Here is a 22,521-nt window from a genome sequence, read left to right on the forward strand (position 1 = left end):
CATTTAGCAAGATAACACTTTACTACGGCCCTGACCACGCGGGAGGACTGGATGTCGCAGCACGACGGCTCCGTGCCGCGCGGGCGCATCCGCCGGACCATGCCGCTGGCGGGCTTCACCGCCCGTGCGGCAGGGGGTCGGCTGGTGGCCGGGCTGCGGGACAAGGCGGGCGACGACGGCGCGGTCGAGCGATTCCACGAGCGCACCGCTGAGCGCTATGCCGAACTGCTCGGCCACTCCAAGGGCGTGCTGATGAAGGCCGGCCAGATCCTGTCGGTTGTCGACGCCCGGGCGCTGGGCACCGGAGGCTATTGGCCGTATCAAAAGGCCTTGGCCCGATTGCAAGCGGACGCACCGCCGATGCATCCGACGCTGGTTCGCAAAGTCCTCGACGAGGAATTGGGTTCTGCCGTACGGCATTTCGCTGAGTTCTCCGAGGTGCCGATGGCCGCGGCGTCGGTCGGTCAGGTGCACCGGGCGGTGCTGTCGGACCGCCGTGAAGTTGTCGTCAAGATTCAGTATCCCGGTGTCGCGCGGGCGATCCGAGACGACCTGGCCAACACCGAGCTGCTGGCGACGTTCATGCGGTTTGTCACGGCGGCCTCAGGGATCAAGCTCGACATCCGGACTCTCGCTCGCGAGGCCGCCGCGCGCATTGCCGAGGAGGTCGACTACCGCCACGAAGCGGAGACCATCACCGCGTTCAGCGAGCTCTACCGTGATCACCCCTTTATTCGCATCCCCGACGTCATACCCGAAGCGTCGAGCGATCGCGTGCTGACGATGACTTACCTGGACGGCATGGATTACCCGGCCGCACAACTTGCCGATCATGACCTGAAAAACACGTGGGCCGAGGCGATCACCCGGTTCACCAATAGCAGTTATCGACACGCCAACCTGGTGCATGCCGATCCCCATCCGGGTAATTACCGCTTCAATGCCGACGGCAGCGTCGGATTCCTGGATTTCGGCTGCACCACGACTTTTCCCGAGAAGCTACGCTGGCTGTGGGTGTCGTTTCAGTGCGCTGGCATCGAGGGTCGTTTCGACGACTGCCGCGAACTCTTGACCCAATTGGCCTTCATGACTGCCGATTCACCACTGAGCGCCGACGATCTGCAACAGTGGATCTCGGGCTTTGTCCATGAGATGAACCTGCCTCAACCGGTCACGTTCACACCGGACACCGTCGCCCGCACGATCGCCGGGTCCTTGGATGTACGCGATGTAGATCACCCGCTCGCCCAGATGACGGTGCCGCCAGAGTTCGTCTTCAGCACTCGGATCACGCTCGCCTCCAATAGCGTGCTGGCCGGCCTGCAAGCCTGCCTGCCGATCCGGGCCATCTGGGACGACATGAACGGCGTCGCCGAGCCCATCACCGAGCTGGGCAAGCTGCACCACGCCTGGGTGCGCGAGCGTGGTCTCCCCGGAGCCTTGGACCATCATGACCAACTCTGACGTCCCACGCGGGCGTATCCGGCGCCCGATGCCGCTGGCCGGCTTCACCGCCCGCGCCGCAGGCGGCCGGCTGGTGGCCGGAATGCGGGAGAAGGCCGGCAACGGCGGCGCGGTGGAGCAATTCCACGAGCGCACCGCCGAACGCTATGCCGAATTGCTGGGGCATTCCAAGGGCGTGCTGATGAAGGCCGGGCAGATCTTGTCGATGGTCGATGCCCGCGCACTCGGCACCGGCGGGTTCTGGCCCTATCAGAAGGCTTTGGCCCGGCTGCAGGCCGATGCACCGCCGATGCGCGCTTCGCTGGTGCGAAAGGTCTTGCGCGACGAACTCGGTTGCGCGGTAGGGCACTTCGCGGATCTCTGCGATGAGCCGATGGCAGCGGCATCCGTCGGACAGGTACATCGGGCGGTATTGCGCGATGGCCGCGAGGTTGTCGTGAAAATTCAGTATCCCGGTGTAGCCCAGGCGATCCGCGACGATTTGGCCAACACCGAGCTGGTCGCGACGTTTCTGAGGTTCATGGTTGCGGCGGCAGGAATGAAGGTCGACATCAAATGCCTGGCGCGCGAAGCGTCAGCACGGATTGCCGAGGAAGTTGACTACCGCCACGAAGCGGCCACCATCACCGCGTTCAGCGATCTCTACCGCGGTCACCCATTCATCCGTATCCCCCGGGCCATCCCGGAGGCGTCCAGCGACCGGGTGCTGACGATGACCTATCTCGACGGGCTGGATTACGCCGCCGCGCACGGAGCCGACCAGGACCTGAAGAACACCTGGGCCGAGGTGACGGCGCGGTTCTCAAATGGCAATTTCCGGCACGCCAACCTGGTGCATGCCGATCCCCACCCGGGCAACTATCGCTTCAACGCTGACGGCACTGTGGGCTTTCTCGACTTTGGTTGCGCCACCATTTTTCCCGAGAGACAGCGATGGTTGTGGGTGGCCTGTCTACGCGCAGCCATCGACGGACGCGTGAGCGACAGCCGCGAGCTGTTGATCCAATTGGGATTCATCGCAGCCGACTCAACACTGACCACCGATGAACTGCAGCAATGGGTCTCGTACACAAACTATCCGATGACCATGCCGCAACCGGTGACGTTCACTCCCGACGCGGTCTCGCGGATCGTCGGCGGATTCTTCGATGTCCGCGGCCGCGACCATCCGGCGGCCAAGGTGACTTTGCCCCCAGAGCACGTTTTCACCTCCCGGATCATTCTCGCCTTCAACAGCATCGCGGCCGGTCTGCACGCAACGCTGCCGATTCGGGCCATCTACGACGACATGGACGGCGTCGCCGAGCCCATCACCGAACTGGGCAAGCTGCACCACGCCTGGGTGCGCGAGCGTGGTCTCCCCGGTGCTTTGGACCATCATGACCACCCCTGAAATCCAATCGGCCCAACGGCTACCGTGGGATGCCACCGACCCCTTTCCCTATTACGAGCGGCGGCGGCAGGAGGGCGACGTCGTGTGGGATGACTCGCTTAAGGCATGGCTTGTTCTCGGCTACCATCTCGCAGGGCAGATTCTCGGCGGGACGGGCTGGACGAGCGACCCCCTGGCGAACCCCAACGCCCCCGCCGGTGCCCGGTCCGCCGACCCGGACATGCTGCGGCGCAACATGTTATTGACCGACGGCGTAGACCACGTCCGGCTACGCGGCGCCGTCCGCGACGTCTTCACGCGATCATTCATCAGCGGACTCGAGCAGGGCGTCGATGCCATTGCCGCCCAAACCATCGATCCCCTCACCGCCGGAGCAGATTTCGACTTCATGACCGAGGTCGCGCTGCCATTACCGATCGCGGTAGCGGCGGCGTGGCTCGGCTTGGACGTTGACTCGACGCGACTGTTGCGTGCGGAATCACCGGCGATCAGCGCAATGCTGGGTGATTTCAACGATGTCGATGCCGTCGAGGCGGGAACGGCCGCCGTGGCGGCCCTGCTGACCGAATTCCTTCCGCTCGCGGCCGACCGTCGCCGCCATCCAGGCGACGACCTATTGAGTTTCATCAGCGCCGACCCAAACCTAGAGCTCGACGACGTCGTCATCACCGCGATCGTGATCGCCATCGCCGGACATGAAACCACCGCAAACCTCCTCGGCGCGGCCATGGTTCGGCTCCTGGCGCCGGCGCCGGACGGTGTTCGGCCGATCGACCTCATCGATGCCGTCGACGACGGACTGGTCACCGAGCTGCTGCGCCTCGACGGCCCGGTCCAGGCCGTCACACGAACCGCCACCCAGGACCACGTCCTTGACGGCACCACGATTCGCGCCGGCGAACCGGTCTTGGTCGTGCTCGCCGCCGCCAACCGGGATCCAGCTATCTTCCGCGAGGCCAGCCAATTCCAAGCGGGCCGGGCAGGCCCGGCCCCGCTCTCCTTCGGCTACGGCGCGCACTACTGCCTCGGAGCCGCGCTCGCCCGGCTCGAGATCCGCACTGCGCTGCAACACATCCTGGCCCGCGGAGCTGCGCTGCGCGGCATACCGATATGGCGCGACAACCCGGCCATCCGCGGACCTCAATCGCTTCTCTGCGCCCTCGGCACTCCCTAGAGATACAAGTCGCGGTCGCGGATCAACGCCGTGGCGATCACGCTAATGACCGCTGTCGCAACCAGATACCCGCAGGCCAGCCACGGCGTACCACCGAGCGCCGCGATCAGCGCGGTCAAGATCATCGGTGTGACCCCGGAGGCATAGATGCCCGAGACCTGGTAGACGAACGACAGCCCGGTATAGCGGGTGCTCGTGGGATACAGCGCGGAGTACAGCGTGCCCTGAGCACCATAGAAAAGGGCATGCACGACGCCAAAAACAATGATCATCGCCAGCCCGAACCACAGCAGGTTCTTGGTGCCGAACAGGGCGAAGGCGGGAAAGGCCGTCAGGCCGTAGCAGGCAATGCCAATCAGATACACCCGCCGCGCGCCGAAGCGTTCGGTCAAACGTCCCGAGATCGGCAGCAGCACCGCCATGAGCAACGCGGCGATGGTCACGGCGACCAGGACCGACACCCGATTCAGTCCCAACGCGCCGGTCGCATAACTGATGGCGAAAACGCCCCAGGTATTGAACGCCGACCCTTCCGCCCACCGCGACAGCAAGCCGAGCACCGTGTTCCGCCGCGAACGGGGCTCGCGGACGATGTCCCGAATCGGCACGGTGGATGCGGCCTGCAGGTCGCGCAGCTCCCGAAATGCCGGTGTCTCGTCGACCCGCAACCGCACCACGATGCCGATCACGACCAACAGCAGGCTCAGCAGGAAGCCGATGCGCCACCCGTAGGCGAGGAACCGCGTCGGCCCCAACACAATCTGCAGGACCGCGAATATTCCCGTGCCCAACGCCAGCCCGAGCGCCAACCCCACTTGTGGGATGGCCCCGTAGCGACCGCGCCGGTCGTCGGGGCTGTGTTCGACGGCCAGCAGCACCGCACCGCCCCACTCGCCGCCGAGCGCAAAGCCCTGCAGTACGCGCAACACCAACAGCAGTACCGGCGCCCACGCCCCGATCTGTGCGGCCGTGGGCAACACGCCGATCAACGCCGTCGCGCCGCCCATGATGAGCATGGTCAGCGCCAGGCTGCGTTTGCGACCGATCCGGTCCCCGATGTGGCCGAACACCAGGCCTCCGATGGGCCGCATGACAAACCCGACCGCAAATGTGGCGAACGCCAGAAATGTTCCCACCAAAGAACTCTCGTTGGGGAAGAACACGTTGTTGAAGACCAGTCCGGCAGCGGTGGCATACAGGAAGAAGTCATACCACTCGACCGTGGTGCCCAAAAGGCTTGCGGCGACGACGATGCGCAGCCGACGGCGCCGCTGTTCGGAGCTTTCCTCGACCGCATACGTCTCGGCCACCCGGGCGGCGGGCGCCGATGCCGGCAACGTGGCTGCCATGGCCGTCAGTGCGCCGAGGCGATCGCGAAGGGTGTCGCCCCGCCCGGGTGCGACTGACGGTTGGGGTGTTGCCACAAACCCATTCGCTCCAAAATCGGCAGCACACCCTCGCCGAACCAGTAGGCCTCTTCCAGATGCGGATAGCCCGACAAGATGAAGTGGGTGATCCCCAATTTCGCGTATTCGGCCAGCCGCTCGGCGACCTCGGCGTGTGATCCGACCAGGGCGGTGCCCGCTCCCCCGCGCACCAGACCCACGCCGGCCCACAGGTTCGGCGCGACCAGCAATTTGCTGCTGTCGCCACCGTGCAGCTCCCGCATGCGGCGCTGGCCCTCGGATTCGCTGCGCGCCAGACTGTCCTGGACCCGTTCGATGTCGGCCGGGTCGATCGCGGACAGCAGCCGGTCGGCCTCGGCCCACGCTTCCGCGGCCGTATCACGGCTGATCACGTGAATCCGCAAGCCGTACCGCAGAATTCGGCCGGCGTCGACGGCCTGCCCACAGACCCAGTCCAGCTTCTCGGCGACCGCGGTCAGCGGTTCGCCCCAGGTGAGATACACGTCGGCGTGCTTGGCCGCCACCGGCCCGGCGGCTTCCGACGACCCGCCGAAGAACACCGCCGGTACGGGGTTGGGCGGGTTGTTCAGCTGCGCGCCCTCGATTCGGATGTGCTCCCCGGCAAACGTCACCGGCTCCTTCGAGGTCCACAGCTGCCGCACCACATGCAAGAACTCGGCGGTGCGCGCATACCGAGCCTCTTTGTGCAGATAATCCCCGTAGGCCCGTTGCTCGTGCGGTTCACCACCGGTGACGACATTGAGCAGCAGTCGTCCGTCCGAGTGCCGCTGGAAGGTCCCGGCCATCTGGGCCGCCAGGGTGGGACTGAGCAGGCCGGGACGAAAGGCCACCAGAAATTTCAGGGTTTCGGTCGATTCGACCAGCATCGCCGTCGTCAACCACGCGTCCTCACACCATAATCCGGTCGGGGTGAGAACCGCTTCGAAACCGTTGTCTTCGGCGGCCGTACAGATCTGGTGCAGATACCGCAGCGTGGCGGGGCGGTCGCCGGACATTGGCGTGCCGTGCCCGCCCGCGACCAGGTTCCGCGAATCGCCATAGGTCGGCAGGAACCAATGGAATGCCAGACTCAATTCAAAATCCTCTTTCGGCTCTGTACACAGCAAGCTCCATCGTTGTTAATCGGCCGCCGACGGGCGAGGGTTGAAACCTTCGAGATTGCATCCCCGGCGAACATCACGGCCCCGTGATGTCTCCGGCTGCGCCAGAAGGCAATACGATCGCAATGCTTTGGATTGTGGCGACCAGCGCCGCCGGCGCTACGATGTGTACCGATCTCGAGCGACGTCACAACCCGGCGCCCGACAAGGTCACCGCTTCGTGACCGAATGGTCACGCCAGATCACACAATGCTTCCAATACGGCGTGGCTCGGCGGGTAATACCCGCTCAACGCGGCATCATTGCGATCATGCCTGACCTCACACGCCGGGCGGTGCTCCGGATGGGCGCCGGTGCCAGCCTCGGAGCCGCCGGCGTGTTCGCATTCAGCTCGCTGCTGGCTCCGGACACGTCGCGCGCCGCGACGTTGCCGCAGACTCCCGCCCCGTTCGAGCCGCCGACGGCGGGCAGCGCCCTGCCGAGCAGGCGCACCGGATCATTCGTGTCAGCCGCCCGCGGGGGCATCAAGACCAACTATGTGATCGCCATGCCACCCGGCCAGACCGGGATGCTGCGTCCGGTGATCGCGCTACACGGTGTGGACGGTGACGCCAACCAGATGATCGACTTGGGCGTCCCGGACGGCCTGGCCCGACTGGCCAAGGAGGGCAAGCCGCCGTTCGCCGTCGTCGGCGTCGACGGCGGCAACACCTACTGGCACAAAAGGACTTCCGGCGAGGACTCCGGTGCGATGGTGCTCGACGAGCTGCTGCCGATGCTGTCCACGATGGGTTTCGACACCTCCCGGGTCGGTTTCATGGGGTGGTCAATGGGCGGATACGGGGCGCTTCGCCTGGGCGCCAAGCTGGGGCCGTCACGGACCGCCGGTATCTGCGCGATCAGCCCCGCCCTGTACACCTCGTACGCGACGAGCGCCCCGGGCGCGTTCGACAGCAACGAGGACTTCGTGCAGAACAGCGTGATGGGTCTGCCGGCGCTGAATTCGATTCCGCTGCGCGTGGACTGCGGTAACTTCGATCGCTTCTATTTCGCCACAAAGCAATTCATCTACCAGTTGAAGACGCAACCGGCGGGCAGCTTCTCGCTCGGCGGACACGACGTCGCCTACTGGCGCAGCCAACTACCCGGCGAACTGGCCTGGATGGCGACCTGAGCCCACGACGATGACCATTCGGGAGGAATCAGTCGCCAGCAGCCCACACCAGGTGGAGCGGCGGACTTCCCGAAGGGGATTCCGGCCTGACATCGAGGGGTTGCGCGCCGTCGCGGTGATCGCCGTCGTGCTCTACCACGCCGGCATCCCGGGAGTCAGCGGCGGCTACATCGGGGTCGATGTCTTCTTCGTCATCTCCGGTTTCCTCATCACCGGGCTGCTTTTTCGGGAAGCGGCCGACACGAATACCGTTGCGCTGAGCCGGTTTTACGGTGCGCGTGCCCGGCGGCTGCTGCCGGCTGCGGCCATCGTCGGCACCGTCACCGCCATCGCTGCCGCCGCGGTGCTGCCGCCGCTGCAGGCCCGCAGCGTGTTCCTCGACGGCATCGCCAGCGCCCTGTACGTCGGCAACTACCGGTTCGCCCTGCACCGCACCGACTACCTGACCGCCGACGCGCCGTCGCCGTTCCAGCACTACTGGTCACTGGGCGTCGAGGAGCAGTTCTACCTCGCGTGGCCGGTGCTGATCATCGCCACCGCGTGGTTGATCCAGCGCATCCCGATCCTGCGCGGCACCGCGAAGCGCGCAGCACCGTACGCCGCGGTCCTCGCGGTGGTCGCCGCCGCGTCGTTGACCGCCGGCGCGCTGTGGACCCACACGTCGCCGTCGTGGGCGTTCTTCTCGCTGCCCACCCGGGCCTGGGAACTGGCGGCCGGTGGCCTGGTGGCCCTGTCGATCCAGCAGTGGCGCCGGCTGTCGCTGCTGACCGCGTCGATCGCCGGCTGGGGCGGCCTGGCGTTGATCCTGCTGACCTGCACCCAGCTCAACGCCCACACCCCGTACCCCGGCGTCGAGGCGCTGCTGCCCGTGCTGGGCACCGCGCTGATCATCGGCGGCGGCGCCGTCACCGGCGGCCTCGGGGCCGGCCGCCTGCTGTGCCGCCCGGCAATGCGCGCCATCGGCCGGATCTCCTACTCGTGGTACCTGTGGCACTGGCCGGTGCTGCTGCTGATGCCGGCGCTGCTCGGCGAGCCGGCAGGACTGCCGGCCCGGTTGAGCGCGACGGCCGTCTCCGCCGGGCTGGCCGTCATCACCTTGCATCTGGTGGAAAACCCCGGCCGCTTCGCCGCGGCGCTGCGCCGATCGGCGAAGGTCAGCATCGCCGTGGCGGGTGGGGCCAGCGCGGCCACCGCCTGCGCATGCATGCTGCTGCTCAACGTGATCCCCGCGCCCGTCGGCCACGGGGTTGCCGCCCCGCGGGCCAACATCGTCGCGGCGGCCCCGACCGGCGTCCCCGCGCTCAGCCCCCAGGAGGCGGCGGTCCGTCAGGCCTTCGACCAGGCGCGCGTCATCCTCGCTGCGGCCGCCGGGCTGGGCGCTGTCCCGTCGAACCTCGACCCGCCCCTCGCCAAGGCGCCGGCCGACAAGGCCGCGGTGTTCGTCAACGGCTGCGTGCGGTCTTGGCGCGACGTCGGCCAAAGCGAGTGCGCGACCGGCGACATCGCCTCGCCGACCACGGTCGCCCTGATCGGTGACTCGCACGCGGCCATGTGGAACCCGGCGTTCGAGCAGCTTGCCGAGCAGCGGCACTGGCGGCTGGAGACGCTGGCCAAGGTGACCTGCCCACTGCAAGACCTGCACATCGTGAGCCCCTATCTGGGCCGCGAGTACACCGAATGCGAACAGTGGCGCGCCCAGATCGTGGGCCGGATGAACGCCGAACACCCGCGGCTGATCGTGCTGGACATGAGCCGGCGCTACGGCGGGGACTTCGGTTTCACCTCCTACGACCCGGCCTGGATCGACACCCTGGGGCGCACCGTGGCGCAGTTGCGCGGCACCGGCGCGACCGTCCTGGTGCTGGGGCCCGCCGCCGATCCGCATGCGTCCGCGCCGATCTGCCTGTCCGCCCACCTCGATGACGCAACCGCTTGTGCGCCAACAAGATCCGCGGCGGTAAACGGTGACGGGATCGCCGCCGAGCAGACGGCGACGACGGGCAACGGCGGGCGCTACGCCGACCTGACCGACCTGTTCTGCTCTCCCGACCGCTGCCCGCTGATCGTCGGCAACACCCTCGTGTTCCGCGACGACAACCACGTGACGACCGAGTATGCGCAGTTGGTGACACCGCTGATGGGTGCGCTGGCCGACCGCGCCCTGGCGGACGGGTGAACGGCGATGAACTTCTTGCGGCGAACGAACGTCAGATCAGTGAAGGGTTTTTGGAGGTCTTAGACATGTCTCCGCTGCTGCTGGCCTGCATCGCAGTCGTCGCGCCCGTCGCCGGCGTCGGCCTCATGCAGTTGCAGGCGCGCCTGGAGCGATGGGACTACGAGCGGCACGCGGAAGACTGACCCCCCGGGATCCCCAGGCGGTAAATGCGCGCGGTCGCGGTCGCGGTCTACGCACTTATGCCGATGTTTTGGGCCTCGGCGTGTCCGCATGCTGGCTAACATGAGCGAGATCGATACGCCGCTGGTGGACTGGAGCGAGCAAAGCGTGAGCGAGCTGCCGATTGGGACCGTGACGTTGCTGCTTGCCGACGTCGAAGGCTCCACGCGGTTGTGGGAAACACAGTCCGAGGTCATGGCGACCGCGCTCGAGCACCTCAATCGCACCGTGGACGACCTGGTCGTCGCGCACGGCGGGGTGCGGCCGGTCGAACAGGGCGAGGGCGACAGCTTCGTGCTCGCGTTCGCCCGCGCCAGCGACGCCGTCGCCTGCGCGCTGGGGCTGCAGCTGGCCGCGCTGGCGCCCATCAGACTGCGCATCGGCGTACACACCGGAGAGGTCCAGTTGCGTGACGCCGGCAACTACGCCGGGCCCACCATCAACCGGACAGCGCGACTTCGCGACCTCGCCCACGGCGGGCAGACCGTGCTGTCCGGCGCGACCGAGCCGTTGGTGATCGACCGGCTACCGGCCGATGCGTGGCTGACCGAGTTGGGTGAGCACCCGTTGCGGGATCTGCCCCGTCCGGAGCGGGTCGTGCAACTCAACCATCCCGACCTGCGCAACGACTTCCCACCACTGCGCATTGCTAATAACGTTGCCGGAGCACATCTTCCGGTTCAGTTGACGAGCTTCGTGGGCCGCGGCCCGCAGATCGGCGACATCACGCAGCTGTTGAAAGAGAACAGGTTGGTGACCCTGACCGGGGCCGGCGGAGTCGGCAAGACCCGGTTGGCGATCCAGGTCGCCGCCGAAGCGGCACGGGAGTTCGGTGGCGGGGTCTGGTTTGTCGACCTGGCGCCGGTCACCAATCCCGTCGTCGTGCCCGTCGTCCTGGCACGCACCCTGGGCCTTATCGACCAGCCGGGCCGCTCCACCATGGAGGCGGTGGCAAAATTTGTCGCGAACCGAAAGATGTTGCTGCTCTTGGACAATTGCGAGCACCTGCTGGACGCCAGCGCGGCCCTGGCGATCGCCCTGCTGGACGCCGGCCCGGATGTGACGGTGCTGGCCACCAGCCGCGAGTCGATCGGCATCGCCGGGGAGCTGACCTGGCGGGTGCCGTCGCTATCGGCGGACGGCGACGCCCTCACGTTGTTCGTCGACCGTGCCCGCCGCACGAGGCCGGATTTCCAACTCACCGAGGAGAATTCGACTGCGATCGGTGAGATCTGCCAACGCCTGGACGGTATGCCGCTGGCGATCGAACTGGCCGCCGCGCGGATCCGCACGCTGTCGCTGATCCAGATCGTCGACGGTCTCCATCACAACTTCCGCCTGCTCGCGGGGGGCGCGCGCACCGCGGTCCGCCGTCAACAGACCCTGCGCGCCTCCATCGACTGGTCGCACGCCATGCTCACCGAGCCGGAACGTATTCTGTTTCGCCGCTTGGCGGTATTCATGGGTGGCTTCGACCTCGACGCCGCTTACGCCGTTGGCGCCGACACCGAGGTGGAGAACTTTCAGCTCATCGATCTGCTCGGACTGCTCGTCGACAAGTCGCTGATCGTCACCGAGGAAGTCGACGCCATGATGCGTTACCGCCTGCTGGAGACCGTCCGCCAGTACGGCCTGGAAAAGCTTGCTGAATCGGGCGAAGCCGAGGTCGTGCGGACCCGCCACCGCGACCACTACACCGCCGCCGCGGTCAGGCTCGAATCCCAGACGGGCGGTGACGGAACGCCGTTGATCCCCTGGGCCGAGCTCGAGATGGACAACCTGCGGGCGGCGCATGCCTGGAGTTGCGATTCCGCGGAGTTCGGGCCGGCGCTGCAACTGGTGTCGGCGTTGCAGCGGCTATGGGTGACGCGCGGGCGATTCCGCGAGGGCCTCGCCGGGTTCGACGCGGTGTTCGCCGATGAGCGTTACCACGACGATGACGTCGCCGCCGAGATCTGGATACGGGGGGTGGCCGACGCGGGACTGCTGGCCGTATGGTTCTCCGTCCCGGCCAGCCTGCAGCGAGCCGACGAGGCGCTCGCCGCCGCCCGCCAACTCGAAGACCAGGCACTCGTTGCGCACATCCTGATGACCTGCGGCATGCTGGCCATCGGCAACCCCGAGTTGGCGGACCCCTATCTCGCCGAGGCCACGGACCTGGCTCGCGCGTCGGGAAATACTGCCGCGCTGTCTCACCTGCGCGCCTACCAGAGCTTCGCCGAAGGTGCCGCGGGAGACCCCATCGCTGGGCAGGCCGCTGGCGAGGAGGGGCGAGACCTCGCCGACGCACTCGGCGACAGCTTCATGTCCCGGTACAGCCGGACGTTCCTCGGGGGTGCGCTGGCGACGCAGGGCAAGCTCGCCGAGGGGCACCTGGTAGCCAGTTCGCTGCTCGAGGAGGCGCGCGCGGCCCACGACCGCCCGATGGAAACGTTCGGTTTGATCATATTGGCGCAGGTGCTTTCATTCAGCGATCCCGCGGCAGCGAGCACGGCTGCCGAAGCCGCCCTGGAAGTCGGGGCCACCTTGGGCGGGTTCCACGAGGACTCGGCATACGCGGCCGTGGCCAATGCCGCGCTTGCCAGAGGCGATGCCGTCGCCGCCAAGCAGGCCTGCGACGCGGCCTGGCGACACACCTATCCGCTGAAGGAGCTGCTGACCAGAAGCACGGTGCCGATGGCCGAGTCCGCCATGGGCTGCGGCGATCTCGCCGCCGCCCGCCGCTGGGCCGACGAGACGGTCCCGGCCGTTCCGGGCTGGCATCGGATGATGGCGCTGATCGCGCGCGCCCGGGTCGCCGTCGCGCAGGGTGAGCAGCAGCAGGCCGAGCGCGACCTGCACGACGCCGTCGAGGTCGCCGAGCGCACCGGCGGGCACCTCCACCTGCCCGACGCTCTCGAGTGCCTCGCGGCCCTGGCCGCCGACACCAACCCCGAGCATGCCGCGCGGCTTCTCGGCGCGGCCGACGGCATGCGGCAGCGCCACGGCGAGGTGCGCTTCAAGGTCTTTGATAAAGCCTATGACGCATCGGCGGCACACCTCCGAGAAGCCCTGGGACAACTAAACTTTGACACCGCGTGGTCCGAAGGTAACGCGCTGACCACCGGCGAGGCCATCGGCTACGCGCAGCGGGGTCGCGGGGCGCGCGGGCGCCCAGCCAGCGGCTGGGAGTCGCTGACGCCCACCGAACGCGACGTCATCCGGCTCGTCAGCGAGGGATTGCCCAACAAAGACATCGCGGCGCGGCTGTTCATCTCGCCGCGCACCGTGCAGACCCATCTGACGCACGTCTACGCCAAACTCGCCGTGTCATCGCGGGTCCAGCTCGCCCGGGAAGCGACCCGCCACGCCTAGGTCGACAGCTGGGTACGGATCAGCGGTGCGATCTTGTCCGCCATGTACTGATGCCCCGCGTCGTTCGGGTGTATGCCGTCGGCACCGATCAGGTCGGGTCTGCCGACGAACCAGCCTTCGGCGATCGGGTCGATGAACGTTGCTCCGGCGGCCCCGGCCGCCCCGCCGAGGATGTCGCGAACCAGAAACATCGAGGGCGGGACGTCGGCGGTCGGCCACGGCGGGCCGATCACCAGCAAGTGCGCGGCCGGCGCGAGTTGGCGCGCCAGATCCAAAGCGGCGTGCGTCTTTTCGGTCAGCAACAAGGGATCGACACCCTGGTCGTTGCGGGAGCCGAAGAACACCACCAGCGCGTCATCGGGCTGAACCGCCCTCGCGGTCAGGTCCTCGAAGATACTGCCGTGGTCGCCGGGCATGCCATAACCGGCGCGGCCCTCGGCCGCCACATCGGCCGAGACCCGCGAACCGCGCGAGCCGAGCGCCTGCCACGCGCGGGACGGCCACGACCGCGGGCCCAGGCCACCCTCATTGGTGCCGGTGGTGTACGAATCCCCGATGACGGCCAGGTGATTCAGCCGGAAGTCCAGCGTCAGCGTCTCGTAAGTGCGCACCTGCGGCGGGTATGCGATGCCCACGCCCCCCAGAAAACTCAACCCAATGAGAAAGGTGGCCAGACGACTCACTCCTACCTCCACTGTCAACGGCATGGTCGGGTGCCGCGGTGTTCTCATCGAATACTGCCCGTGAATCGCGGCCGGGCGCAAAACGGCCATCACACCGCGCGGACCGAAATCGCTTCCAGCGGACGGTCGATCGGATGCGGCTTGCCATTCGTTGATTCGCCGGGATCACTTCTCGCGTGCACGGCCCTGACGTCGACCATTTTGCGCATCCAACGGCGGGCGGGCTCCTCGACGGCGTGATACAACACGATCGAGAGGACCACGGCAATCGCGAGCAGGCCGATCACGTTCCATTTCCACGGGTTGTCCTGCGTTGCGAGCTCGAACTGTTCCACGGTCCAGCCCCAGGACGTATGCACCAATTCGTGAACCATGTACAGGCAGAACGAGATCTGGCCGCCGTACACCATCACCCGGGTCGACAGCACCCGCGGAAGGCTCCCCAGCCCGACGGCCAGCGAGATCACCAGCGGAACGAACAAGACGTCGACGACGCCGCCGCTGTCGTTTTCCACCACCCCGGATATCGGGTGCGCGCCAAACCAATACAGGACGCCCACCATGGCGGCCAGGAGAAGCAGCGAGATGTACCCCGCGGCGCGGCGGCCACGCTCGGTCAGCCGCAATCTGCGCACGGCGGCACACGCCAGGGCGCCGGCGGTGAACTGCGTGACGATCCGGGGCAGCCAACTCCACGGCGTGTAGAAGTGTCCGCTGGCCAGCAGCATCACCACGGGCGGCAACGACGCCGCGAACGCCAGCACCATCAGGCTGCGCGCCCTCGTGGCCTGCTTCATCCGCAATAGCACCAACACCATCAGGGCGAAGAGCACGTACGCCAGCCATTCCGCGCTGATCGACCAGGCCGGCCCATCCCAACTCGAGTCATCGAAGAACGGCACAAACCACAACTGCACCAACAGGATCTGGCGCACGTAGCTGATCGCGGTGAGCGAAGCGGCGTCCGGCGACGGCACATGACCGACGTGCAGGGTGAAGATCACCCACAGAGCGGCGAGGTGCAACGTGACCAGATACACCGGCCATACCCGGGCGAGTCGCAGCCACAGGAAGTGCAGGGTGGCACGGGTCGACCAGGACCGGCCCATCCGGTCGAGATAGTTGTACGTCAGCACGAACCCGCTGAGGATGAAGAAGAGGTCGACGCCCTGGGCGCCGCAGTTGAGCACGGGTGCCAGCGCATCGCGGAAATCGGGCGACGCGTCCCCGAGCATCGGCCGAAAGTGAAACAGCACCACCCAGAGCGCTGCGACGATACGGAGTCCCGTCAGGGCCTTGATTTCGCCCCGGATCTCTCCGCCGCGCACGCTGCTCTTCCCGTCTGGATCTGCTGTTTCGTTCTCCTGCAATCCCGGCTGAGCGGGCGATCTCGCCATTTCGCAAGCCCCCCGACTAGCAACCGGCAGCCATGGCAGCCTAGCAGCGCAATCGCGGACATGCGGGGACGGTTGTGGTGTGGCACACGGCCTTCAGGGCCGCCCGGAATGCTCACCGCCAATGATGGAAGTTTGCTCGGCCGGCAAAGCTCATTCGCTTCTTAGCAAAGAGTTAGGCGCGGCTACCGGTCTCCTTAGGCTTGCGGCCTAGCGTTTATGGCAGCTTTGGAGAGCGGGGAGGCGCCCCCAGGGCCAGCGCGAGCGGCACGGAGAGTGAGGGGTCCTCATGACGATCGCAGGCGCCGGGAGTCGCCACGACAACTGCGTCTTCGAGTGTGAAGGCGCTCAGGTGCGCGCGCACTACCGCCACCTGGCGACGGTGGTGCATATCCGCGGCAAAATCGACGACGGCAACGTCGACAGCCTCAGTCACCACATTCGGCGTTTCACGCTCGGGGAACACCCTCTGGTCCTCGACGTCGCCGACGTCAGCCAATTTGCTGAGGCCGCTATCTCGCTGTTGTACGCGTTCGACGCCGACTGTCGCGCCGCGGGGGTGGATTGGACGCTGGTGGCCAGCTCAGCGGTCACCGAGGTGCTCGAAGACACCGGTCATGACGCCAGTTTTCCGCTGATGCGCTCGGTTCACGAGGCGCTGCGCGATCGGGCCGACGCCATCGTGCTTCGCCGCCGGATGGCGTTGCCGCTGGTCAGGAAGAGGTCGTAGCGCCAGAGCGCGCACGCCGCAGCCTGGCCGCTCCGACGACCGCCAGCACCCCGGCGCTCGTCAACAGCACCAATGTCAGCAGCAACAGCTGCGGGTCATACACCACCGACGCGGTGAAGGGCTGCCCCTCTGCGATGGGTGCGATGGCCACCGTGTGATGCGAGCGCGTCCAGCCGACCCCCGAGCCCGCCAGCGCGGCAACCGCCACGACGAGCTCGACCACCGCGCGGTAGCTGGCGATCATTGCGCCGGCCCGCTGTCGTCGTCACGGTCGCCGTCGATGACGTCGGATCGGGTGGGCTCCACCCGCTCTTGGACCAGTGGGGTCAGGGCGGCCCGCAGCTGGCGATGACGACGCGCCCACGCCTGGGCGGTGCGCCCATTGGTGAGCTTGAGGCCGATACCGATCCGCCCGCGCGGCACCCCGACCAATTCGCCGAGCGCCCGCGCCGACTGCCAGCGTGCCAGCTCCTTGCCGGAGGCCTCGTGGTTCTCGGGCTCGGGATACACCCTGACGATTTCGCGCACCAGAATGGTCTCGGTGCCTTGGCGCAAGGCGTCTTCGGTGAGCTCGACCGAGACGTGGATCCGCGCCGCCTTCACCTGCAACCCCACGAACGCCGACACCAGGACCAAGAAGATCGCGGGCACCACGAGCGACAGCTTGGCACCGCTCCAGATTTCGACCAGCACCATGGCCCCCGCCGCCGCCGGGCCGCACGCCACCCACCACCAGCTGGCGCCGGGCTCGTAGAACAACGGCCTCGGTGGGGTGTCGCTTGTGGTCGTCTCTGATGTCAAAGCAAGCCCCATCTCACGAGAGCCACCCTGCCGCATCCGCGGCCCAATAGGTGAGAACGATATCGGCTCCGGCGCGCCGGATGCTCATCAATGACTCCAGCGCCGCGGCGCGCTCGTCGATCCAATTGTTCGCGGCCGCAGCGCAAATCATCGCGTACTCCCCCGACACCTGGTAGGCGGCCACCGGGACCGGCGAAATCGAGGCCGCCGCAGACACTACGTCCAGATAACCCAATGCCGGCTTCACCATCACAATGTCGGCGCCCTCGTCCAGATCGAGCTGGATTTCGCGAAGCGCCTCGCGGGAATTGCCCGTTTCCTGCTGGTAGGTCCGCCGGTCTCCGGACAGACTGGAACTGACGGCCTCCCGGAACGGGCCGTAGAACGCCGACGCGAACTTGGCGGCGTAGGCCAGGATCGCCACGTCGGTATGGCCGGCGGCGTCCAGCCCGTCGCGAATCGCGCCGACCTGGCCATCCATCATCCCGCTCGGACCCACCACGTGAGCCCCCGATTCAGCTTGCGCCACAGCGAGTTTCACATAACAGGCCACGGTGGCGTCGTTGTCGACCCGGCCGCGGTCGTCGAGGACGCCGCAGTGACCGTGGTCCGTGAACTCGTCCAGGCAAGTATCGGCCATCAACACCGTGGCTTCACCGAGGTCCTTGGCCAAGTCGCGCAGGGCGACATTGAGGATGCCATCGGGGTCGGTGCCGGCCGACCCCACCGAGTCCTTGTCCTCGTCGCGCGGTACACCGAACAGCATCAGCCCGCCCACCCCGGCGGCGACGGCACTGGCGGCCGCGCTGCGCAACGAGTCGCGGGTGTGTTGCACCACCCCCGGCATCGAGGCGATCGGCCGTGGTTGGTCGATGCCGTCGGCGACGAACATCGGCAGCACCAATTGCCTTGGCTCCAAGGACGTTTGCGCGACCAAACGGCGCAACGCCGGGGTTGAGCGGAGCCGACGCGGACGGTGCCGCGGGTACGCCACTAGCGCCTGCGGCTCTTTTTGCGCGGCGGTGGCAGCGCGCCCTCGGCGCGCAACCGCGCGGCGTGTTCGGCCAAGGCGTCAACCAGCGGACCGACCGCGGCGGTCTCGGGCTGGACATCCACCCGCAGACCGAACTCGGCGGCGGTCTCGGCGGTCTTGGGGCCGATGCAGGCGATGATCGTCCGCGCGTGCGGCTTCCCGGCGATACCGACCAGGTTGCGCACCGTGGAGCTGGAGGTGAAGCAGACCGCGTCGAACCCGCCGGTCTTGATCATCTCCCGCGTCTCCGCCGGAGGCGGGGCTGCCCGCACCGTCCGGTAGGCGGTGACATCCTCGATCTCCCAACCACGTTCGCGCAGACCCTCGGCCAGCGTCTCGGTGGCGATGTCGGCGCGCGGCAGCAACACCCGGTTGACCGGATCGAAAACGCTGTCGTAGGGCGGGAAGTCGTCGAGCAGACCCAGCGAGGACTGCTCGCCGGCGGGCACCAGCTCGGGACTGATCCCGAACGCCCGGACCCGGTCGGCGGTCGACTCGCCCACACAGGCGATCTTCACCCCGGAGAAAGCGCGCGCGTCCAGACCGAACTCGCCGAACTTCTCCCATACCGCACGCACCGCGTTGGTGGACGTGAACACCACCCACTGGAACCGGCCGTCGACCAATCCCTTGACGGCCCGCTCCATTTGGGCCGGGCTGCGCGGCGGCTCGACGGCGATGGTCGGCACCTCGATCGGCAGCGCGCCGTAGGACGTCAGCCGCTCGCTCATCTCGCCGGCCTGGTCCTTGGTGCGAGGCACCAACACGGTCCAGCCGTACAGGGCGCGGCTCTCCCACCAGTTCAGCTTCGCCCGGCTGGAGACTGTCTTGCCGATGGTCACCACCAGCGGACCGGTCAGCGGGCCGGCGGGGTCGGTACCGCCCAGCACGGCCGAGTCGGTCAAGCCGTGCAGCGTCGTCTCGACGGAACGCTGCTGGCAGGTGGTGCCCTGGGCGGTCACCACGCACGGCGTGTTCTCGGCGAGCTCATGTTCGATCAGGGTGCGCGCCGCTTCGGCCAGATGCGACGTCGTGGCCTGCAGAATCAGCGGGCCGGGCGCCGCGGCCAGCGCCTCCCAGTCCACGTCACCCCGCACGTCGGCGACCGTGTGCGACGAGCCCAGCGGCAGCCCCGCATACGTCGGGACCGCATTGGTGGGCGCCAGCCCCGGCACGATCTCGATGTGCAGATGGCTCCGCGCGATCGCGTTGACCTCGGTGATGACGGCGTCAACCGTCAGCGGGTCACCGGCCACCAGCCGCACCACGTCGACACCGGTCCGCGCCTCGTGGGTCAGTGTCTTGGCGACCTCGGCGGGCTCGCCCAGCGCCGGGCGGATATCGGGGCCGCCGGAGATCACCGCCGGTTGCACCTGGCCCTGGTCGGCGCCGTCGCCGTTGGAGGCGGCCGGATCCGCCGGGGCCGGTCCGGAAACCGGCGGCAGGTCTTTGCCGATCAGCGCCAGCACCGGCTCAGGCACGTCGGGGTCGGTGAACACCAAAGCGGCGTTCGTCAGCACCGTGGCGGCCCGGGTCGTCAACAGTCCGGGGTCACCGGGGCCGGAGCCCACGTAGGTGATGCGGCCGGGTGTCGGCTTACGCCCTCGCGTCGTCATTGTCGCTCCCACGAAACTCGCACTTAATTTCCTCGCGTCGGGTCTTGCTGCGCTCCGCGCATCAGCTCTCGAGCGCCAAGCTCGAACAGCTCCGCGGCGACCGAAAGCCCAAGCTCTCGTGCCCCACCGGGAGTGCCGATGCCGGACGCGCGGATCACGTCGGACCCGTCCAGCGCCGCCACGCAGCCACGCAGCGACAGCTCTTCGAAGATCCGGCCTTCCTCATCGATGGACTCGACCACTTCAGCGATCGCGCCCACCGGTGCGGAGCAACCGGCCTCCAGTTCGGCCAACAGGGCTCGCTCCGCGGTGACCGACGCCCGCGTGTCCGCGTCGTCCAGCTCCGCCAGCACTGCCGCCAACCAGCTGTCGCCGGCACGGCATTCGACGGCGAGCGCGCCTTGAGCCGGTGCTGGCAACATCTGCACCGGCTCTAGCGTCTCGGTGACGTCATCGAGGCGACCAATTCGGGCCAGACCCGCCCGGGCCACCACGATCGCGTCAAGATCACCACTGCTTACCCTGTTCAACCTGGTATCTAGGTTGCCTCGTAGGGGGCGGATTTCCAAACCGAGACCCAATGCTCTAAGCTGCGCGGCCCGGCGCGGCGAGGAGGTGCCCACCAGCGAACCGGGCGGCAACTCCCCGAGCACCAGCCCGTCCCGGGCTACCACGGCGTCACGGGGGTCGTTGCGCACAGGTATGGCCGCCACAGCAAACCTTGGATCGTCGGCCGTCGGCAGGTCCTTGTGGGAGTGCACGGCAGCGTCAACCCGGCCCTCGTCCATGGCCTCGCGCAGTGCGGTGGTGAAGACACCCACCCCGAGGGATTCGATGGGCCCCGACGACCGGTCCCCGGCGGTGGTGATGGTCACCAGCTCCGCCGGATGTCCCAGGGCGATCAGGGCGTCCCTGACGAGCCCGGCCTGGGTGGTGGCCAGCAAGCTGCCCCGGGTGCCTATCCGGATCACGTTCGCCAATCGGCTACTCGGCGGTTTGCTGCGGGGTGCCCGCGTCGAATCCGTTTGAGATGACCGGCAATTCGCCCGCGGCGACGGCGTCAACGGCGGTCTGGTCGAGCTCGAAAAGCTCGCGCAACGCCTCGGCATAGCTGTCACCGCCGGGGGCGCTGGCGAGCTGCTTGATCCGCACCGTCGGCGCGTGCAGCAGCTTGTCCACGACCCGCCGCACCGTGCGGGCGACCTCTTCGCGCTGCGCGCTGGCGAGCCCGGGAAGCCGGTTGTCCAGGCGCAGGAGCTCCGCCTCGACCACATCCGCCGCGCGCTGACGCAGCGCCGTCACCGTCGGCGTGACCTCGGCCATCCGCTGGCCGGCCAGGTAGGCAGCGACTTCGGTGGCCACGATGATGCGGGCGGCGTCGACGTCCGCGGCCGCGGCGTGGGCCGAGGGCTCATGCTGGACGCGGTCCACGTCGACAACCCACACGCCGGGCAGCCCGGCCACCGCCGGGTCGACGTCGCGCGGCATGCCCAGGTCGCAGATCACCAACGGGTCGTTTGCCTCGTCGCGGTTGGCAGCGGCGAGCGCGTGATGCACGTCGGCCAGGGAGACCACCGGGCTCACCGCCCCCGTGCAACTGACCACGACGTCGGCGTCCGCCAGGACGTCGGCCAGCTGCTCCAATGGCAGCGCGTCGGCCCGCACACCGGTTTCCCGGATCTTGCGGACCAGGCGCTGCGCCCGGGAAAGCGACCGGTTGAGCACGTGGACCCGCGCGATGCCGGCGCGAGACAGGTACGCCGCGGCCAGGGCGCCCATGGCGCCGGCGCCGACCAGCACAGCGGTCCGGCCTGACAGCCCGCCCAGCCGGCGTTCGGCCATGTTCAGCGCGACCGACACCACGGAGGCGCCAGCGGCGTCGATGGCGGTTTCGGAATGCACCCGCTTGCCGACCGACAGCGCCCGTTGGGCCAGCTCGTGCAGGACGCGGCCGACGGTGCGGTTGGTCTCGGCTGTGGCATACGCGCGACGCACCTGCCCGAGCACCTGCTGTTCTCCGATCACCGCCGAATCCAGGCCGCTGGCAACCGCGAATAGATGCTCGACGGCGGCCTCGCTGTACCGGACGTAGGCGTATTTGGTGATGTCGGTCATCGACATCCCGGAGTGTTCCGACAGCACCTGCCCGATCACCGCGAGCCCGCCGTGGAACGCGTCCACCACCGCATAGACCTCGACCCGGTTGCATGTCGACAGCACCATCGCCTCGGTCACCAGCGGCGACTGCAACACCCGGTCGACGATCTTGCCTTGATCGGATTCGTCGATGCTGAGTTGTTCCAGGACGGAGACCGGCGCACTGCGGTGCGAAACCCCGAAGAGCAAGACGCTCACGGCAGCATCACCTGGCCAGCTCCCTTGCTTCCTCCAGTAACTGAACTGCTGTCCACGGTAAACGTTTATCAGCTGGGCTACCAAATAATTGCCCGGCACCCACCCGGCCGCCCCCTCAGCGGGCGAGATCCGAGCGCAATCGTGGCTCGTCGATCTCCCAGTAGCTGTGCTCGCGGCCGTCGAGCCGGATCACCGGCAGCCGGTCACCGAACTCGGCCCGCAGCGCGGGGTCGCCGGCCGCCGCGGCGGCGTCGACGTCGGTCGTCGTCAGGTCGAAGCCCAGTTCACCGGCCAGTTCGACCAGCCGGGCGTGGATGCGCTCGCAGATGGTGCACCCGTCGCGGGTCAGCAACTCCACTTGCGGCCGGCCGGTGGCTTGAGTCATGGGCACCAGTGTGTCATCGGCGACTTGTGGGGCCGCCTACCAG

General features: G+C 67.6%; 19 protein-coding genes. 8 read left to right on the forward strand and 11 right to left on the reverse strand.

Annotation, left to right across the window (positions count from 1 at the left end; translation table 11 throughout):
- The first annotated feature begins 51 nt into the window (after positions 1-51).
- From A5775_RS05625 to A5775_RS05635, 3 genes are read left to right on the forward strand one after another with little or no spacing between them, the layout of a single operon-like run.
- Complete coding sequence (locus A5775_RS05625) at positions 52-1,464, forward strand: AarF/ABC1/UbiB kinase family protein (protein WP_231995113.1); 1,413 nt, start codon at positions 52-54, stop codon at positions 1,462-1,464.
- A complete protein-coding gene (locus A5775_RS05630; protein WP_067248812.1) occupies positions 1,451-2,857 on the forward strand; it encodes an AarF/ABC1/UbiB kinase family protein in 1,407 nt (468 codons plus the stop codon). Before A5775_RS05625 ends, A5775_RS05630 begins: the two co-directional genes overlap by 14 nt.
- Positions 2,844-4,031 (forward strand): cytochrome P450, encoded by a 1,188-nt coding sequence (locus A5775_RS05635; protein WP_067248815.1) that lies wholly within the window; start codon positions 2,844-2,846, stop codon positions 4,029-4,031. Before A5775_RS05630 ends, A5775_RS05635 begins: the two co-directional genes overlap by 14 nt.
- On the opposite strand, the gene A5775_RS05640 is transcribed toward A5775_RS05635, so the two are convergent.
- Both A5775_RS05640 and A5775_RS05645 read right to left on the reverse strand, forming a co-directional pair.
- Positions 4,028-5,380: an MFS transporter gene (locus tag A5775_RS05640; RefSeq protein ID WP_067248818.1), complete on the reverse strand. Its 1,353-nt coding sequence runs from the start codon at positions 5,378-5,380 to the stop codon at positions 4,028-4,030. The genes A5775_RS05635 and A5775_RS05640 overlap by 4 nt on opposite strands.
- Before the next feature lie 5 nt (positions 5,381-5,385).
- A complete protein-coding gene (locus A5775_RS05645) occupies positions 5,386-6,531 on the reverse strand; it encodes an LLM class flavin-dependent oxidoreductase (RefSeq protein ID WP_067248821.1) in 1,146 nt (381 codons plus the stop codon).
- Positions 6,532-6,868: 337 nt separating this feature from the next.
- Between A5775_RS05645 and A5775_RS05650 the strand changes: the two genes are divergently transcribed.
- The 4 genes from A5775_RS05650 to A5775_RS05665 all read left to right on the forward strand — a co-directional run bounded on the left by A5775_RS05650 (position 6,869) and on the right by A5775_RS05665 (position 13,481).
- The gene (locus tag A5775_RS05650; RefSeq protein ID WP_197512362.1) at positions 6,869-7,732 is read left to right on the forward strand and encodes an esterase family protein; all 864 of its coding nucleotides are present in this window, start codon (positions 6,869-6,871) and stop codon (positions 7,730-7,732) included.
- A gap of 52 nt (positions 7,733-7,784) precedes the next feature.
- The gene (locus A5775_RS05655) at positions 7,785-9,908 is read left to right on the forward strand and encodes an acyltransferase family protein (protein ID WP_082952887.1); all 2,124 of its coding nucleotides are present in this window, start codon (positions 7,785-7,787) and stop codon (positions 9,906-9,908) included.
- Positions 9,905-10,090, forward strand: coding sequence for a hypothetical protein (locus A5775_RS05660; protein ID WP_067248832.1), 186 nt, complete (start codon positions 9,905-9,907; stop codon positions 10,088-10,090). The genes A5775_RS05655 and A5775_RS05660 overlap by 4 nt, the downstream gene beginning before the upstream one ends.
- Positions 10,091-10,178: 88 nt before the next feature.
- The gene (locus A5775_RS05665; protein ID WP_082952888.1) at positions 10,179-13,481 is read left to right on the forward strand and encodes a LuxR C-terminal-related transcriptional regulator; all 3,303 of its coding nucleotides are present in this window, start codon (positions 10,179-10,181) and stop codon (positions 13,479-13,481) included.
- Here A5775_RS05665 and A5775_RS05670 read toward each other — a convergent pair.
- On the reverse strand, positions 13,478-14,164 hold the full coding sequence (locus A5775_RS05670) for a GDSL lipase (RefSeq protein ID WP_067249032.1): 687 nt from the start codon (positions 14,162-14,164) through the stop codon (positions 13,478-13,480). The genes A5775_RS05665 and A5775_RS05670 overlap by 4 nt on opposite strands.
- Positions 14,165-14,253: 89 nt before the next feature.
- Positions 14,254-15,492: an acyltransferase gene (locus tag A5775_RS05675; RefSeq protein WP_067248835.1), complete on the reverse strand. Its 1,239-nt coding sequence runs from the start codon at positions 15,490-15,492 to the stop codon at positions 14,254-14,256.
- A gap of 355 nt (positions 15,493-15,847) precedes the next feature.
- Here A5775_RS05675 and A5775_RS05680 point away from each other — a divergent pair, with 355 nt between their 5' ends.
- The gene (locus A5775_RS05680; RefSeq protein ID WP_067248839.1) at positions 15,848-16,288 is read left to right on the forward strand and encodes an STAS domain-containing protein; all 441 of its coding nucleotides are present in this window, start codon (positions 15,848-15,850) and stop codon (positions 16,286-16,288) included.
- On the opposite strand, the gene A5775_RS05685 is transcribed toward A5775_RS05680, so the two are convergent.
- The 7 genes from A5775_RS05685 to A5775_RS05715 all read right to left on the reverse strand — a co-directional run bounded on the left by A5775_RS05685 (position 16,272) and on the right by A5775_RS05715 (position 22,478).
- Positions 16,272-16,532 (reverse strand): hypothetical protein, encoded by a 261-nt coding sequence (locus A5775_RS05685; protein ID WP_067248843.1) that lies wholly within the window; start codon positions 16,530-16,532, stop codon positions 16,272-16,274. The two genes, A5775_RS05680 and A5775_RS05685, sit on opposite strands and share 17 nt — an antisense overlap.
- A complete protein-coding gene (locus tag A5775_RS05690; protein ID WP_231995114.1) occupies positions 16,529-17,101 on the reverse strand; it encodes a DUF3093 family protein in 573 nt (190 codons plus the stop codon). Before A5775_RS05690 ends, A5775_RS05685 begins: the two co-directional genes overlap by 4 nt.
- Position 17,102: 1 nt before the next feature.
- A complete protein-coding gene (gene hemB / locus A5775_RS05695; RefSeq protein ID WP_082952889.1) occupies positions 17,103-18,083 on the reverse strand; it encodes a porphobilinogen synthase in 981 nt (326 codons plus the stop codon).
- Positions 18,083-19,738, reverse strand: coding sequence for a uroporphyrinogen-III synthase (locus A5775_RS05700; RefSeq protein ID WP_067248852.1), 1,656 nt, complete (start codon positions 19,736-19,738; stop codon positions 18,083-18,085). Before A5775_RS05700 ends, hemB begins: the two co-directional genes overlap by 1 nt.
- 23 nt (positions 19,739-19,761) lie before the next feature.
- Complete coding sequence (hemC, locus tag A5775_RS05705) at positions 19,762-20,709, reverse strand: hydroxymethylbilane synthase (protein WP_067249039.1); 948 nt, start codon at positions 20,707-20,709, stop codon at positions 19,762-19,764.
- 13 nt (positions 20,710-20,722) lie between these two features.
- Entirely contained in the window at positions 20,723-22,093 is a 1,371-nt protein-coding gene (locus A5775_RS05710; protein WP_067248855.1) for a glutamyl-tRNA reductase, read from the reverse strand.
- Between the two features lie 115 nt (positions 22,094-22,208).
- Entirely contained in the window at positions 22,209-22,478 is a 270-nt protein-coding gene (locus A5775_RS05715; RefSeq protein ID WP_067248858.1) for a glutaredoxin family protein, read from the reverse strand.
- Between the last annotated feature and the right edge of the window lie 43 nt (positions 22,479-22,521).

The sequence above is a fragment of the Mycobacterium sp. 852002-10029_SCH5224772 genome (assembly GCF_001667315.1).
Taxonomy (GTDB): Bacteria; Actinomycetota; Actinomycetes; order Mycobacteriales; family Mycobacteriaceae; genus Mycobacterium.